The organism is Yokenella regensburgei, assembly GCF_003634235.1.
Lineage (GTDB): Bacteria > Pseudomonadota > Gammaproteobacteria > Enterobacterales > Enterobacteriaceae > Yokenella > Yokenella regensburgei.
On the sequence record NZ_RBIZ01000003.1, the window covers coordinates 708899 to 723563 of the forward strand.

The following is a 14665-nucleotide window of genomic DNA, read 5'->3' on the forward strand; positions in this document are numbered from 1 at the left end:
CGCGCCCTGTTTTTTAATGAGCTACCTTTGACGAGAGTTCAGCTTCCATTTTTCTTAAAACTTCAACAGGAATTTTTCTACTGTTCTTATCATCACCTGTGGTAATAATTTCTTTTAAGCACTCTCCAAGAAAAGTGCTTCTTATCTCAGCTCCGATTGCATTAGCATGATAAGGCGGATCCATGAAGAAAACGGGGTCCAGCATAGACATACCGGGTGAGCATTTGATACTGATATCGTTTTTGCTCAATGTATCTGCAAGCACCTTCAATGACGCAGAAGTCTCTTTGTTATCCATCGAGCATTGTGCGTTTTTCATATAGACAGGGTATGTCAAAATCATCGTTGCCCCTGACTTTTCGACAATGGATTTAATCTCCTTCAACTCTCTAATTGTGTAGTCACTCACAACCAGGTTATTGCCCAGGCATTGCCGTGGGGCTTCCTTCGCCGCTTCTTGTTGCGCTGAAATTTTGGGGTTTGCATTTATGTCCCCAGTAGCGTTCATACTTCTGAAATTGTAGCCGTAGAAGATGCCATCATTGTGCTCATAGAACTGGCTAACGATGCTTTTATCTTCGAACTTAACAGGCTCAACTGTTGTTATCCCTTCATATATTCTCTTCGGGGAAAGATAAGTAAGAAGTTTGACTGCTGATGTGGGGGGCAGTGACTTAAGATAGCTTCCTCCCCATGATGCCATGTTGTTTACAAACCAGTCATTATAAGCATTTTGGCGAGTATAGAACTCATATTCAAGTGGGATAACTACCACATCACCCTTGTGGGTGTACTTTTTGATAATATATTTGTAAAAGTCAATATCAAGGCCGGCATGCATTGCCATATTGATAGTTTGAATACCCGTTTTTTCCTTAATAACGTTACTATTCACAGAGAACAGGCTATTAGATCCACTAACGACCATAATTCTTTTGCCTGAATGCTTTTCTGCAACAAGATTTTTGTAGTCAACAGTGTTTACAAGCCACCATTCAGCAGGGATACCTTTATTGTACTGATTGATAAAAGCATACCCATAGCCTAAAACTGCCAGTATGATAATTGAGATGAAGATAGCGAATCCAGTCTTATACCGCATACATCCCTCAGAAATTAAAATAAATGAATGAACCGGCACTACCACCACCAAGTGATGCATACACCGCTAAACAAAGTGCCAAAGCACTAGCTGCTGGAATCACCGCGTTCCATATGACCCCTTTTCTGTCCGAATTAGCCATTGAGATTATGGAGTTTGTATTGAATGGGACAAGACAGATGGCGATAGCTGCAGCGCAAACCAGCCACATTTGAACATTAAGGTCAGGGAATATGAAGCTAAAGGAATCAGAGAAGATCTGATTAAATTTTACCGGATCTGCAGTGCCACTCACCATCCCAAACATCTTCTTAAGGATAGTCACAGCATCGGTAATATTTTCTGTTCTGAAAAAAATCCATGCGATATTGACGTAGTTGAATGTGACAAACCAGCCAAGGATGGATGGCATCTTTAAGCCATTCTGAGACCAGTATCTATGGACAACAAGACCTGCACCATGCAATGCCCCCCAGGCAAGGAAGTTCCATCCTGCACCGTGCCAAAAACCGCCGATCAGGAAGGTGAGAAACAGGTTGAGATAAGTTCTTGGCACGCCCTTTCTGTTTCCTCCGAGAGGAATGTAAACATAGTTTCTCAGCCATGTTGACAGGGTTATATGCCAGCGTCTCCAGAAATCCTGAAGGTCTGTAGCCAGATACGGCGAGTTAAAGTTAAGAGGTAGTATTACCCCAAATAGTAACCCGGACCCGATTGCCATATCTGTATAGCCAGAGAAATCGAAATATAACTGTAGAGTATACGACAGGCTGGTTATCCACGAATCAATAGTATTCAATGTTGAAACAACGGAATACCCCTGATCTGCTATGGCGCCAAAGTAGGATGCAAGAACGATTTTTTTGAAAACACCTACGCTAAATACAAACAATCCTGGAGCCAGATACTTACCAAGATAGCTGTCTTTGCTGCTTAGCTGTTTGGTTATAATTTCATAATTAGTTATTGGCCCTGAAATCAATTTAGGGAAGAATAATATATATGCGCAATAATCTAATAATGTTACTTCAGTAATTTGCTTTCGATGAGCACTTACAGATAATGATATCTGCTGGAATGTGTAAAAACTGATTGCCAGTGGTGCAACGACATCAAGATGTCCAATGTTCAATCCAAATATAGAATCAATATTTGATGCGAAAAAGTTGCAGTACTTAAAGTAACCAAGTGAGATTACGTTAAAAAGCACATTCAAGACAATGTATTTTTTGTTTCCATGCGAGAGTATCAGTTTAATAAGTATGAAGTTGATTGCCATTGACGCTATCAGCAATGGAATGAACTGATAAGTAAAGAATGAGTAAAAATAAACACTTATCGAACAAACCCAAACCTTAGAAAGATTTAAATTCACTTTCTTAAGAAAGAAGTATATTAATGCCGTTATCGGCAAGAACAAAATCGAGTATTCAAAAGAGTTGAATAACATCCTGTACCCTCAAGTCCAGCAACGTTTTGCTGATTGTGAACGCTTTGTAAGCCAAAGTATAAAATTATAATTTTTTTTCTGGTGATAGTCATTTAGAAAAATCAGACGCTTGGCATTGATTTTAGTATTTTACGCCACCCTGCCTATCAATTGTGGTTTATTGATAGGTGCTTCATATTTGATTGATAGTGTCTCAATGCTTGATACTGTGTTTATGTACAGTGCTCTTGGTGGTGCTATGGGACGTAAATCAGACATTCACTCAGCCTTTGTTGCGGCAGTTAAACTCAGCCAGAAGGGTTACAGGTTCCTTCATACAGATGACTTCGTGAGGCAGTTGCGGCTGGTTAATCATCATTTTACGCCAGATGATGCAAACGCCTGGATAGAGCGCAATCAGCCTGATTTCTGCGATAAAACGGCGGACAACAGTAGCAATCGCTACTGGATCCTTCGCAACATGGGGAGGGTTCACTAATGGGTTTTCCATCACCAGCGGACGATTATGTAATGCCTAATCTCACCCCTGAGTATCTCTGTGGGGTGTCTGCAAACAGCCTGACGATAGAGACGTCATCCGGTTATGCAGTCATCGAGAGAACTACCAGATTTGATAGGGGAGACATACTCCTGGTGTCCCTTGATGGTCACAGCTATTTCGGAAAATGGATGGGATCTGCATTTATCACTGAAGATGGTGAAGCGATAGAAGGCGAGGAGCTTGATGATCTGGTGGTTATCGGCGTCCTGACGTTCAGTATCGACAGGGTTAAAGAAGACAGCAGCCCGACAGTTTAATCAAATCTGTTTAATCAGCTCCGGTCCCTGGTTCTTGACGTTTCCGACAGCCTGAGTAACCGGATGCCAGACGAACATATCGGCCGGCACTGAGCCATCAACTGCGATATTCTCCGCCTCTTTCCCGCCGACTTCCTGGCGCATCCATTCACGTGCGGCTTCTGGTAACAAAACGAGCGGCCGCCGGTCGTGAATATCGACCAGGCCTTTATCGGCAGCTGCCGTCACTATCAGGAACCCTTCTGCTTCATCACCGCGTTCGAACGGGGCGCTGCCGATTGCTGCCATGAAGATAGGTTTTCCGTCAGCGCGATGGATGAAATATGGCTGCTTCTTATTGCCTTCCTTCTTCCACTCAAACCAGCCATCAGCAAAACATATTGCCCGGCCATGCTGCCAGAGAGGCTTAAACATCCTGCTGGTGGCAGCCGTCTCGACGCGCGCGTTAATCAGTGGCGGTTTATCCCACCAACCAGGGGCGTAACCCCACAGTACCGGGTCAAGGTGCAACTCTTCGTCGCGCTCACTGAGTAGTAGAACTTTGGTGCCTGGCGCCACGTTGTAGCGTCCGATTGGTTCAGGGTCATATGGGATATCACGATCGGCTTCGTCAGCCAATATTGCGAGGTATTCTTCACGGGTCATGAATTGCGAGAAACGTCCGCACATAAGAACCTCCAGTCGACAGACTGAAAGTATAGGTGACTGGAGGTGGTAGGGGGATTTGGGGCATATATGGGACACAAAACAACACTCGCTCTAAGGTGAGTTTAGACGACTGGTGTTTTGCAAGACTGTAACCGCCTGTTGTGTAATGCGCTCTTGGACGATCTTTGTCATTTATGAAAAATACATGGTCATATGATGTCCATGCAGGTGTAGGTATCGTCCTGGTAGTTATATTCGTTTGCCCCACAGTCATCCGATATAGATGGGGCAAACGCTGAAAATTGCTCCTCAAATACATTCTTTTAATGCAGTTTGAACATAAACCTTGTTCCGGATGGCTCGTTATTAGAAGCTCAAATGAAATCCTGTAGTCAAGATTTCTGTAACGCGCTGTTAGCCGCCTTCACCTGGCAACATTACTGCAGTCGCCTTCGTAAGATAATTGCCTGAAATTCAAAGAATCACCACTTTATTTCAGAGCCTGATGACTACGTGATTACTTTGTGCCGGTGATTAGACATAAATTGTGGCGCGTGACTGCACCTGGAGTACGATTGTTGGTACTTCATGGGTTTGTTGACCACTATTCGCCTACCTGTAATAATCCGGCAACTACTGAAACGTTAAACGTGCAATAATTGTCATGTTCAGGTGTTCATGCAAAACGAAAAACGTAATATAGAGTTTATTCAGGCACTTCGCGGTATCGCTGCGCTCGCTGTAGTTTTACGGCATGCTGCAGAGTTCATTCCCGGCATCATTGTCTATGATACGAAAGCTATCTCCTGGATGCTTTTCTGGGGTGGTGCAGGATTCGGAGTTGATCTGTTTTTTATCATTAGCGGTTTCATAATGGTATGCACGACATGGAGTGGGGACGGCTCTATCCGTTATACCATTGAGTTTTATATTAAGCGTTTTACCAGAATCTTTCCCGTATACACAACATTAACATTAATATCCATTTTTACACTTCATGGTGGGATGGCGTTTTTCGATTCGGGGAGTAATGTTAATTCATTATTCAAAGCGTTACTTTTCCTTCCACAAGGTGACATTTCTGCTAAACCTGTATACGGCGTTGCACCATTGTTTGTTGGATGGACGCTGAACTATGAAATGTATTTTTATCTCATATTTGGTGCCAGTTTGCTTCTTGGACGGGCACGCTGGATCGCGCTTGCTACAGTTGCAGTGATGACATTAGTTGTATTGCCATACTTAACTACAGGTTCAGTAACTGCAAGCGTTTATCCGGATTATGCCTATTCATTTTTTTATCTTAATATCATTTCTAATCCAATTATTTGGCTGTTCATTGCCGGAGTAGGAATTGCTTTGATATATAAATCAAAAGTTAGAGTTGAAAGTCAGTTTTGGTGTCTGATCCTGGTGTCAACGGCTACAGCTTTTACAATATACCAGTATTTATCGTGGTACAGAGCGGATCATGGTATTTTTATGTGGGGTATATCTCTAGTCCCGCTTGTATTATCACTAGCGATCGCTAGTAAAACCATCCGAATCCCTGCACCTCATGTTTTTACTTACCTTGGTGATATATCATTTTCACTCTATCTGGTACATTTACCTGTCAAAGGGGCGCTTGATATAGTTTTCAGATATATTGGTGCGGTACCTGAGGGAGCTCCATTTTTTGTCTTAATGGTCCTGATGTCGATTATTGCTGCAGCAATCTCACATCGTTATTTGGAACAATCACTTGCTAATTGGCTTAAGTCAAAAATACTCACCGAATTCCAACATCGATTTGGAAAGATTGGTCAAGATGTCTTGATGAAATAAAAATAAGACAGAATAAAGGGATACCCATTTAGAACTGGATATCCCTTTTTACTCAAGCCAGATTTTCGGAAAAGTTGTTTTTTCGTCTGAATGTTGGTGCCAGCATGATTCGTTGCATGATGAACCATGCCACCAGGTACAACTCTCCGTGAAGCGGAACCATATACATCGTTATTGTGGCCTGCGCCGCCATTGAAAATGCAAAGACGCTGTTAGGGTTGCGTCTAAAGAATTCATAAGCTGACCACGACATAAAGCCGACAAACAGGCCGGAGAGCATCACACCAACCCATTCAAAATCAAGATACAGGAATGACCAGGAACTGAAAGCAGGGTAATAACCTTGATCCGCAGCACCTGGATATAAAGCTTCCTGGATCATTAACTGACCGTAAATAACGGGCTTATCTGGATCTATAAATCGTGGAATGTATCCCCAGAAGCTACTCAGGAATGACTCACCTAGCTTCGGACCAACCTTATCGTAGTTACCAACAAAATCAATTGTTTTCTGGAAGTAATCGAAGTACGCCAATGCGCCAAAAATATTATTTGTAGTTCCTTGAATTAGCTGGATTGCTAAGAATAAAGAGAGTAGCGATACGCCAATCAATGCAAATTTTGAGAGCTTTATTTGTTTTATAAAATGAGAATAGTAAAATATTATAATTAAAACGATGATTAGGATGTTTTGTTTTGAACCGGTAAAGTAGCTAATGGCTAAACAAAACAACACATATGGAGAAATCTTAAGCAGTTCACGTAAAGAAGTCGGTTTTCTCGTATAAAGAATATAAATCATGAAAAGCGATATGCTCCATACCCAGAAAAGGTAGAAGTTGCCAGCTCCAAATTTATTTTCAATATATGCATCCCTTGGGGATAAGAACCACTTTTCTCCACCACCACCCACTTTGGCCAGCATGATGAAGTTAACTGCCATAAATGTTATTATCATAAATGCAGATAATCCACTTTTCTTCATTACCCGGTCAGAATCATTCAGTCGGAAGCAATAAATAAAGCCTTTAAATACAGAATACGCATGCTCTGATCTAAGGAAAAATGGTGCGATAAAACAAAATACATATAGGAAATGTAGCAGAAGTGCGTGAGTTATATCGCTGTCTTTAAAAGCAGTAGCGCCACCAATAAATAGCATTGCGCAGCTAAGAATTACCCTTAGCCCACTATCAAAAGCAAGATAGTAGGATGCCGGATTAAATGGATTTCCGTAATACTTTGAAAACAAAACGATCAAAGAAAATACAAAAATTGCCATTGCCGACAGTGTAATATATGAAAGTATGTAATCCATGGTGTTTTCTTTGTGTCAGACGTTATACGAAATTTAACATGGAGGCATAGATAAGTCCAACGGCAACCTTGGTCACAAAATGGCCATCATGGGGCTCCATAGCCGGAATGTTTAGACGATGCCAGCAATCTACTGACAAAGATATGAGATTATAGCCAGATATAGAGTACAAGTTATGAATTGAGAAAAAACTTGTGCGTGGAAACAGTTAGTAGGACTTTAAGAACACGTAAAAGGACGTGTAATGGGATGGCACGGAAGTAGTTCCAACGAACCCGCCCGAAACACTGGCGCTGTTAATCCGTTAATGCCACAATATTTTTTTCTCCGTTTGCAGGAAAAGTGATGAAAAAATTAGCAATGGCGGGCGCGCTGCTGGCGCTGGCGGGATGCGTACAGGTGGATAATTACCACAACGTGGTGAAGGCGCCCGCACCGGCGAAACTTGCGGGTTACTGGCAGTCGAAAGGGCCGCAGAGCGTGATGGTGAGCCCGGAGGCAATAGCCAGCCTGATTATTACCAAAGATGGCGATACGCTGGATTGCCGCCAGTGGCAGCGGGTAATTGCGGTGCCGGGTAAACTGATGCAGCGCAGTGACGATTACTACAACGTCACCAGCAAGCCGGATGTCTACAGCCTGGATCTCGACGGTAGTACGCTTGAATACGATCGTATGGAGCTGCAGCGTGTCGATCGTCCGACGCAGGAATGCGCCGATGCGATGGCGAAAAATAACATCAAACCGCTGAAGTAATCGGCTTCCCCGGCATTATCGCCGGGGATTTTGTTACAGCACATCCTCTATTACCCACACGCTGACGCTGCCGCCTTCGCAGGTAAACGTCGCGTTGCCGTTGTCGTCGGTCTCGATGATTTCCTGACGATTGCCAAGAAAATCCTTCCAGCGTTTGCCGCCGTAGTTATCGCCAAGCGTCAGCGCTTTTTCACCATCGTCGCCGTTTGACATCACCACCACGCAACCGGGCGCATCGTCGGTACCGCTACGGCTGAAAGCGATACAGTTAGGGTGGTCGAAGTAAAGCGTCTGCACGCCGTGGGCGAAACGTTGACGGGCATCGATAAGCTCGTGCAACTGCTCGATGACCGGCATCTCGATGTTGTACTGGTTACCGTCGCGGCCAGTGTCCTCATAGCTGGCACCGAACAGATCCGGGTAAAACACGGAAGGCACACCGTTCTCGCGCAGCAGGATAAGCGCGTAGGCCAGCGGCTTAAACCAGGCTTCTACGGGGGCCTCCAGTGCCTGCAGCGGCTGGGTATCGTGATTGGCAACCAGCGTGACGGCGTGGAAGGGGTCTGCTTCGACCAGCGTGTTGGTAAAGATCTGACTCATGTCGTAGTCGCGGCCAAGGCGGGAAGCCTCGTGGAAATGCATTTGTAGCGGCGCGTCGAACAGCATGGTTTGCCCGTCGACCTGGTCGATGTAGTTCTGCAGCTTATCGACCTCGTGCGACCAGTATTCCGCAACAATAAACAGCGGTTTATCGGCGACTTCCTGAACGTGCTCAATCCACTCCTTATAAAACCAGGCCGGAATGTGTTTGACCGCATCAAGGCGAAAACCGTCGCAATGGGTCTGCTCCATCACCCAGCGTGCCCAGTATTTTATCTCTTCAGTTACCGCATGATTGCGAAAATCAATGTTTTCGCCCATCAGGTAGTCGAAGTTGCCCATCTCATCATCGACCTGATCGTTCCAGCCGTCGCCGGTGTAGTCGTTGACGATTTTAAACACCCCGTCTTCATCGGGGTTCTCGATATGGTCGACGCCGCTGAAGCATTTAAAATCCCAGATAAACTGTGAATACTGCCCTGCGCGAGCGGGGAAGGTGTAACGGGTCCATGCCTCGCATTCGACAATTTCATCGTCAATTTGGGTGCGATCCTGCTCGTTTACCCGCTGCACGCGGATCTGTTCTTTCTCGTCAGCGCCCATTTTGTGGTTGACCACCACATCGAGTAACACGGCAATGTCATGGTTTTTCAGTGCGTTAATGGCGGCCTGTAGCTGCGCCTTGTCGCCATATTTGGTGGCAATAGTGCCTTTCTGGTCAAATTCTCCGAGATCGAATAAGTCGTAGCTGTCGTAACCGACAGAGTAACCGCCCGATGCCCCTTTGTAAGCCGGGGGAAGCCAAATCATGTTGACGCCGATTTCGTTGAGATTGGGGGCCAGCGCTTCAACTTCTCGCCACAATTCACCGCCCGCAGGGTAATACCAGTGAAAGCATTGTAGTAAGGTGGGGTTGCGCATTCCGCTGCTCCATAAGATGAGGAGCCTCAAGTATGGCTGACGAAGCGGGAAAATGCCTGGCGCGCAGTGCGCGCCAGCGAATCTCTGGAGGGGATGTTTCCGGAATTACTGGGAGTTAAATTCGTTGGGGAACAGAATATTACCTGAGAGACTGCCATAGGCCGTGGTCACGGATTTTTGCTTTCCGGTCTGGTTTATCAGTACCTGAAGCTCACTCATCCTTTCCTGCAACAACGTTTTAAGTCGGGCTTCGTTGTCGAGGATCTGTGCCAGCAGTATCCGGGCTTTATCCTGAAACAGCGTGTTATTGGCGGGCAAGGGCTGCCCGGCAATACGTTCGACCATCGTCACGTAGGTGACCTCATGTTCAACCAGCTCATCCCATTTACCCTCATGGGCAAGACTGAGCAGGGTATGACTTAAAGCCAACAGGGCGTGCCAGTTCTGAAGTGATGGGATGGAGTCGGTCATCAGAACACGTCCTGGAGTGAAGGTGAACTTGGGCCAATCTGTTTCCATGCGTCAGCAATATTATTCAGCAGTGCTTCCACTTCTGAAATTGCTGCGACATCGTTACGCAGGTTGGCATGCAGCAACCGCCTGACCATATAGTCATACAACGCTGACAGGTTATGGGGGAGTTCTCCACCAACGTCCATGTTCAGTCCGGCCTTCAGTCCATTATCGATGATATTGATAGCCTTAGAGAGTGATTCTCCCTTAGCCACAATATCACCTTGCTCCAGAAATAGACGGGCACGCACCATTGCACTGAGCGCGCCGTCAAACAGCATCACGACGAGCTGGTGCGGGCTGGCGCTCAGCACCGCACTTTCCAACCCGACTTTCTGGTAGGCCTGAACACCAGAATTGTTGTACATATCAGTTCCTTAACTGCTTTTGGTGAATTGCTGAGTCAGATAGTTAGAGGTGTTGGTTAACTTGTTCACCAGCGAACTCAGGTTTGTAAACTGCGTTTTGTAACGCGCCATAGTGGCATCGATAGACGCCTGCATATCGTCGTAGCGTTGGTCCAGGCTCTTCAGCGTGCTGTTGATACCGTTTTTGGCGTTCTGCACCACACCTTCTTTACCGGTGGTGGTACTCAGCATGGTGGTGAGCTTGTTGTTCATCATGGTGGCGAAACCGGTGGTTTTACCATCGCCCATGAAGTAGCTCTGCACGCCTTCCGGGTTATCGGTTAATGCCTGGGTCAGTTTCTTGTCATCAATTTTCAGGTTACCGAGCGAGCCGTCAGCGCCAATGTTCGGATCCTGGGTGATACCCAACTGGGTCATCAGCTTGTAAGCGCCGCCGCTCTGAACTTCAGTCAGCAGGCCGCGTAAATCGGCTTGTACGGAGCGAACCTGGCTGTCACCAATCAGCGGGCCGCTGTCGGTAGACTGCGCTTTGCCTGGGTCAACTTTGACGTATTTGGTCAGGCTGGCAATCGTCGACTGCAGCGAGTTGTATGCTGCCACCCAGTCGGTGATCGCTTTTTTGTTTGTATCGGTTGAGCGTGATAACTCGAGGTTTTCATCAGCCTTGCTTTGCGCTTTCAGTGACAGAGTCACACCCGGCAGTACGTCAGAGATGGTGTTGGACTCGCGCTCAATGTCGATATTGTTCACGGTCACTTTCGCATTCTGCGACTTTGTTTGCAGGGTCATGGCACCGGTTTGGCTGCTGGAGTCGAAGCCAATCACACCCTGCAGGGTGTCATCACCCGTAACGGTCACGGTCATATCACCGCTGACGCCGGTGGATTTAGAGGTCAGCATCAGGCGGTAATCGCCGTCGGTGGCCTTTATCACGGTGGCATTCACGTTGCCGCCGGATTTGTTAATCGCGCTCGCGATACCGTTCAGGGAGGTGTCGGAGTCAGACAGCGTCACCTTCAACGGCGTTTTGGTACCCGGCTGGGTAATCGTAATGTCTCGCGTGCCTCCGGTAGTGGCACCCAACTGCGCGGTGTTGCTGGCCTGCTTACCGGTGGTCAACGCCTGAGCTTTGGCGAGTTGAGCAACGTTAATCGTATACGAACCCACTGACGCGCCGCTGGTTGAGGTGGCGGTAAACGCGGTGTTGGTACTGGTTACCGTCGTGGAGCTCCAGGTATCCGCTTTACCCAGGTTGGCGGTTGCAGTCTGCAGGCTCTGCAGGGAGCTTTGCAGCTTGCCCCACGCGCTCAGCTGCGCGTTATAAGTGCTCTGCTGACGGGTGATGATGTTCAGCTTGCTTTGTTCTGCCGTTTCCAACTGGGTGTAAAGGTCATTAAGGTTCAGGTTTGTTCCCGCACCAAGGTTGCTGATTGAAGCCATACAAATTTTCCTTTATGTATTTTGGTCGTTTGAGACTTTTATCGGCGCGGTGTCGGAAAAGTTTACATAAAGAGGAAAAAAATAATCCCTGGAATAGCCGAGGGGATTGCGGGCTTATGCAGGGATTGCCTGTGCATAAAATTAACGCAGTAGAGAAATTCGCCATTGGCGATCGCGTATTAATAATAAGGAAGAAAGTCAGAAAGGGCAGGCAGGTAAAAATTCCCCTTAAATAACGCCAATATATTTACCTGAGGAAAAATATAATATTAAAAATCCTTATATATCAATGGTTAATGATTTTTTTCATTTTGATTCTAAAGTCTTGTTAACTGCCGCCGATACCCTTTTTGACGGTGAGAGACGCCGTGGGTGTTAGGCACCGACCCTAGAATCTAATTTATGAAGGAAACGAATCATGGCAGTTATCAATACTAACCTGTTGTCCCTGACCACTCAGAACAACCTGAACAAATCTCAGTCTTCTCTGGGCACCGCTATCGAGCGTCTGTCCTCCGGTCTGCGTATCAACAGCGCGAAAGATGACGCTGCTGGTCAGGCGATTGCTAACCGCATGAACTCTCAGATCAAGGGTATGACCCAGGCCGCTCGTAACGCGAACGACGGTATCTCCATGGTGCAGACCGCTGAAGGTAACCTGAACGAAATCAACACCAACTTACAGCGTATCCGTGAACTGTCTGTACAGGCAGCAACCGACACCAACGGCGCAACCGACCTGAAATCAGTTAACACTGAAATCACTCAGCGTCTGGCTGAAATCGACCGTATCGCTGGTTTCGCGAACTTCAACGGTAAAAAACTGCTGGACGGTTCTGTCACTGGCGCCCTGAAAATTCAGGTTGGTGCAGGTACTTCTGCTAACGATACCATCGCTATCGACAGCACTGCGCTGATCAACGCCACTTCCGGTACCCTGGACGCTGGCCTGAGCACCTCCATCACTGATAACTCCTCTGCACAGGCAGTTATCTCTGCGGCCGATGCTGCTATCGCGAAAATCGATACCGCTCGTTCCAACATGGGTGCGATTCAGAACCGTTTCGAATCTACCATCAACAACCTGAACAACTCTATCAACAACCTGTCTGCTGCTCAGTCCCGTATCCAGGATGCTGACTACGCGACCGAAGTTTCCAACATGTCCCGCGCGCAGATCCTGCAGCAGGCTGGTACTTCTGTTCTGTCTCAGGCAAACCAGGTTCCGCAGGCAATGCTGTCCCTGCTGCGTTAATATCGACGCACTTTGCACAAAAGGTTGCTGGCGACAGCAACCTTTTTTTTCGTCTCTCTCCAGGGAAGCCTGAGAGACAATGTACAAAATAAGCCCCTGATCCTGCGTTTTATCCCCTCATCACTCCTGCATCTGCGGTGATACCGTAATCAGAATGACTTCTCTTTGCCTGAGCGAAGGCTGCTCCGTTTGCATCAACATTGAGCTAATAACATGAATAAGTTTTCACGTACCCGTGCGTTGCATCAGTACTATCGCGATGTATTTACCAAAGTCATCGATTTACCTGATTCAGACAGGCTTCCTGCCCAGGCGGTTGCTGAAATTTTGCAGTTCCGCAACACCGACCTCGATACGATGAAACCCATTATCATGGCGACGGAAACCGGGCTCAGTGCGGAGAAAGAGGCGGCCCTGAAGGCCATGATGTATGCGCTAACCCTGGCGAACAATGCTTTCGATGTGAAGAACGAAGGGCAGCGTTATACCGTTCCGCCGGAAATGGCTGAGAGCATCACCAACTATATTGTTGCTGCTCTGCAGAGCGACAATTCGGTTACCAATCTGGTTGTCGCTATTCAGATTTTATTCCGTATCAATGAAATTGAATCCGCGCTATTCCTTATATCTAATAATCTCTCCACGCTCAGCCAGCAGGCGGCGGTGCTTAAAATTCTGCTGCTGATTTGCCTGATGGAAGAAGATGACAATCAACTGCAGATAGTGATCCAGCATATGACGGCGGATTCTGAGCTGATTGGTGAGGATCCGTTCACGCTGCTGATGATCGTCTGCGGTATTTATAAGCTGGGCGGTTGCCCTGATTCATATATTGATTTTACGCCGCTACAGAGCGCGCATACCGAACTTGATACCTCGCGCTATCAGTGGCTTATTCCGCACAGCAAAAATGGTAAAACCACGGTGCTGATTGCCTGCGACAAAGGCTATTTCCTCCAGCACGCCAAAGCGCTGGTGGCCTCTGTCTATGAGACTAACGGCTGCGAGCTGAATGTGCATCTGCATATTTATAACTGCGACGACGGGCTCGAAGCTCAGGTTCATGAACTTGCTGCCTGCTTCCCGGGGTTAGCGCTTTCTCTGAGTCATGAAGAGGTGAAAACCACGCAGGGGATCAACGTCCACTATGCTTCCCGTCGATTCGTATTCATGAGCCATGCGCTGGAAGTCTTTGCCGCACCGATCCTGCTGCTCGATGCCGACTGCCTGGTGCGCAATTCATGGCAAGCAACACTTACTGCGCTCGGAGCGCAGAAATTATTCCTGACCAACAACGAATCGGCACCGCTGTGGGAGCGTGTTCAGGGCGGCTTCCTGTACGCCGAGCCGGACACGATTTCACAGCGCTATCTCGATATCGTCGCGCGCTTTATCGATCACAACCTGATGCGCGGGAATGTGGTCTGGTTCCTCGACCAGGTGGCGTTGTCGTTTGCCGTTGATGCGATGCCTGCCATTGAGCAGATGAGCATTGGTCGGGTTGACCCCTCGCTAGTTATCGACACACGTCACCATGACCAGACGTTCAGTTGGGTGGTCACCACCTACAAAAAAGGCGGTGGCAACTGGCAGCAGTATAAAACCGCACTCTGCGAGAAATATTTCCCGGCACATTAACCCTGTGCCGTCTGTACAGATTTGAATACGG

General features: G+C 47.0%; 14 protein-coding genes. 6 read left to right on the top strand and 8 right to left on the bottom strand.

The window, feature by feature from the left end; translation table 11 throughout:
* Window positions 1-13: 13 nt before the first annotated feature.
* Window positions 14-1102, bottom strand: a complete 1089-nt coding sequence (locus tag C7387_RS03575; protein WP_120816095.1) for a hypothetical protein — start codon at window positions 1100-1102, stop codon at window positions 14-16.
* A gap of 7 nt (window positions 1103-1109) precedes the next feature.
* A complete protein-coding gene (locus tag C7387_RS03580; protein ID WP_120816096.1) occupies window positions 1110-2552 on the bottom strand; it encodes an MBOAT family O-acyltransferase in 1443 nt (480 codons plus the stop codon).
* Window positions 2553-2790: 238 nt separating this feature from the next.
* Here C7387_RS03580 and C7387_RS03585 point away from each other — a divergent pair, with 238 nt between their 5' ends.
* Together C7387_RS03585 and C7387_RS03590 are read left to right on the top strand one after the other, a co-directional pair.
* Window positions 2791-3030 (top strand): hypothetical protein, encoded by a 240-nt coding sequence (locus tag C7387_RS03585; RefSeq protein WP_166791153.1) that lies wholly within the window; start codon window positions 2791-2793, stop codon window positions 3028-3030.
* Complete coding sequence (locus C7387_RS03590; RefSeq protein ID WP_006820502.1) at window positions 3030-3350, top strand: hypothetical protein; 321 nt, start codon at window positions 3030-3032, stop codon at window positions 3348-3350. Before C7387_RS03585 ends, C7387_RS03590 begins: the two co-directional genes overlap by 1 nt.
* Here C7387_RS03590 and C7387_RS03595 read toward each other — a convergent pair whose 3' ends face one another.
* Window positions 3351-4019 carry an SOS response-associated peptidase gene (locus C7387_RS03595; protein ID WP_040903661.1) on the bottom strand — a complete coding sequence of 223 codons (669 nt, stop codon included), beginning with the start codon at window positions 4017-4019 and terminating at the stop codon, window positions 3351-3353. It lies immediately after the preceding gene.
* Window positions 4020-4676: 657 nt separating this feature from the next.
* Here C7387_RS03595 and C7387_RS03600 point away from each other — a divergent pair.
* The gene (locus C7387_RS03600) at window positions 4677-5825 is read left to right on the top strand and encodes an acyltransferase family protein (protein ID WP_006820500.1); all 1149 of its coding nucleotides are present in this window, start codon (window positions 4677-4679) and stop codon (window positions 5823-5825) included.
* 52 nt (window positions 5826-5877) lie between these two features.
* Here the strand turns inward: C7387_RS03600 and C7387_RS03605 are convergent, their stop codons facing one another.
* On the bottom strand, window positions 5878-7143 hold the full coding sequence (locus C7387_RS03605) for an oligosaccharide repeat unit polymerase (protein WP_006820499.1): 1266 nt from the start codon (window positions 7141-7143) through the stop codon (window positions 5878-5880).
* A gap of 345 nt (window positions 7144-7488) precedes the next feature.
* On the opposite strand from C7387_RS03605, the gene yedD reads away from it, so the two are divergent.
* Window positions 7489-7899 carry a lipoprotein YedD gene (gene yedD / locus C7387_RS03610; RefSeq protein WP_006820498.1) on the top strand — a complete coding sequence of 137 codons (411 nt, stop codon included), beginning with the start codon at window positions 7489-7491 and terminating at the stop codon, window positions 7897-7899.
* A 33-nt stretch (window positions 7900-7932) separates the two neighbouring features.
* Here yedD and amyA read toward each other — a convergent pair whose 3' ends face one another.
* The 4 genes from amyA to fliD all read right to left on the bottom strand — a co-directional run bounded on the left by amyA (window position 7933) and on the right by fliD (window position 11741).
* Window positions 7933-9420, bottom strand: a complete 1488-nt coding sequence (gene amyA / locus C7387_RS03615) for an alpha-amylase (RefSeq protein WP_120816097.1) — start codon at window positions 9418-9420, stop codon at window positions 7933-7935.
* Between the two features lie 105 nt (window positions 9421-9525).
* Window positions 9526-9891, bottom strand: coding sequence for a flagella biosynthesis regulatory protein FliT (gene fliT / locus C7387_RS03620; RefSeq protein WP_006820496.1), 366 nt, complete (start codon window positions 9889-9891; stop codon window positions 9526-9528).
* Window positions 9891-10301, bottom strand: a complete 411-nt coding sequence (gene fliS / locus C7387_RS03625) for a flagellar export chaperone FliS (RefSeq protein WP_006820495.1) — start codon at window positions 10299-10301, stop codon at window positions 9891-9893. The genes fliT and fliS overlap by 1 nt, the downstream gene beginning before the upstream one ends.
* 9 nt (window positions 10302-10310) lie before the next feature.
* A complete protein-coding gene (gene fliD, locus C7387_RS03630) occupies window positions 10311-11741 on the bottom strand; it encodes a flagellar filament capping protein FliD (RefSeq protein WP_038256757.1) in 1431 nt (476 codons plus the stop codon).
* Between the two features lie 418 nt (window positions 11742-12159).
* Here fliD and C7387_RS03635 point away from each other — a divergent pair, with 418 nt between their 5' ends.
* Window positions 12160-12996 carry a flagellin N-terminal helical domain-containing protein gene (locus tag C7387_RS03635; RefSeq protein WP_120816098.1) on the top strand — a complete coding sequence of 279 codons (837 nt, stop codon included), beginning with the start codon at window positions 12160-12162 and terminating at the stop codon, window positions 12994-12996.
* Window positions 12997-13209: 213 nt separating this feature from the next.
* The gene (locus C7387_RS03640) at window positions 13210-14634 is read left to right on the top strand and encodes a hypothetical protein (protein ID WP_038256759.1); all 1425 of its coding nucleotides are present in this window, start codon (window positions 13210-13212) and stop codon (window positions 14632-14634) included.
* Window positions 14635-14665 lie beyond the last annotated feature (31 nt).

Coding starts and splice junctions, on each gene's coding strand:
- C7387_RS03605 (WP_006820499.1), bottom strand. CDS start 7,143: ATGGATTACATACTTTCATATATTACACTGTCGGCAATGGCAATTTTT.
- C7387_RS03580 (WP_120816096.1), bottom strand. CDS start 2,552: ATGTTATTCAACTCTTTTGAATACTCGATTTTGTTCTTGCCGATAACG.
- fliT (WP_006820496.1), bottom strand. CDS start 9,891: ATGACCGACTCCATCCCATCACTTCAGAACTGGCACGCCCTGTTGGCT.
- fliD (WP_038256757.1), bottom strand. CDS start 11,741: ATGGCTTCAATCAGCAACCTTGGTGCGGGAACAAACCTGAACCTTAAT.
- C7387_RS03595 (WP_040903661.1), bottom strand. CDS start 4,019: ATGTGCGGACGTTTCTCGCAATTCATGACCCGTGAAGAATACCTCGCA.
- C7387_RS03635 (WP_120816098.1), top strand. CDS start 12,160: ATGGCAGTTATCAATACTAACCTGTTGTCCCTGACCACTCAGAACAAC.
- fliS (WP_006820495.1), bottom strand. CDS start 10,301: ATGTACAACAATTCTGGTGTTCAGGCCTACCAGAAAGTCGGGTTGGAA.
- C7387_RS03590 (WP_006820502.1), top strand. CDS start 3,030: ATGGGTTTTCCATCACCAGCGGACGATTATGTAATGCCTAATCTCACC.
- C7387_RS03575 (WP_120816095.1), bottom strand. CDS start 1,102: ATGCGGTATAAGACTGGATTCGCTATCTTCATCTCAATTATCATACTG.
- yedD (WP_006820498.1), top strand. CDS start 7,489: ATGAAAAAATTAGCAATGGCGGGCGCGCTGCTGGCGCTGGCGGGATGC.
- amyA (WP_120816097.1), bottom strand. CDS start 9,420: ATGCGCAACCCCACCTTACTACAATGCTTTCACTGGTATTACCCTGCG.
- C7387_RS03585 (WP_166791153.1), top strand. CDS start 2,791: ATGGGACGTAAATCAGACATTCACTCAGCCTTTGTTGCGGCAGTTAAA.
- C7387_RS03600 (WP_006820500.1), top strand. CDS start 4,677: ATGCAAAACGAAAAACGTAATATAGAGTTTATTCAGGCACTTCGCGGT.
- C7387_RS03640 (WP_038256759.1), top strand. CDS start 13,210: ATGAATAAGTTTTCACGTACCCGTGCGTTGCATCAGTACTATCGCGAT.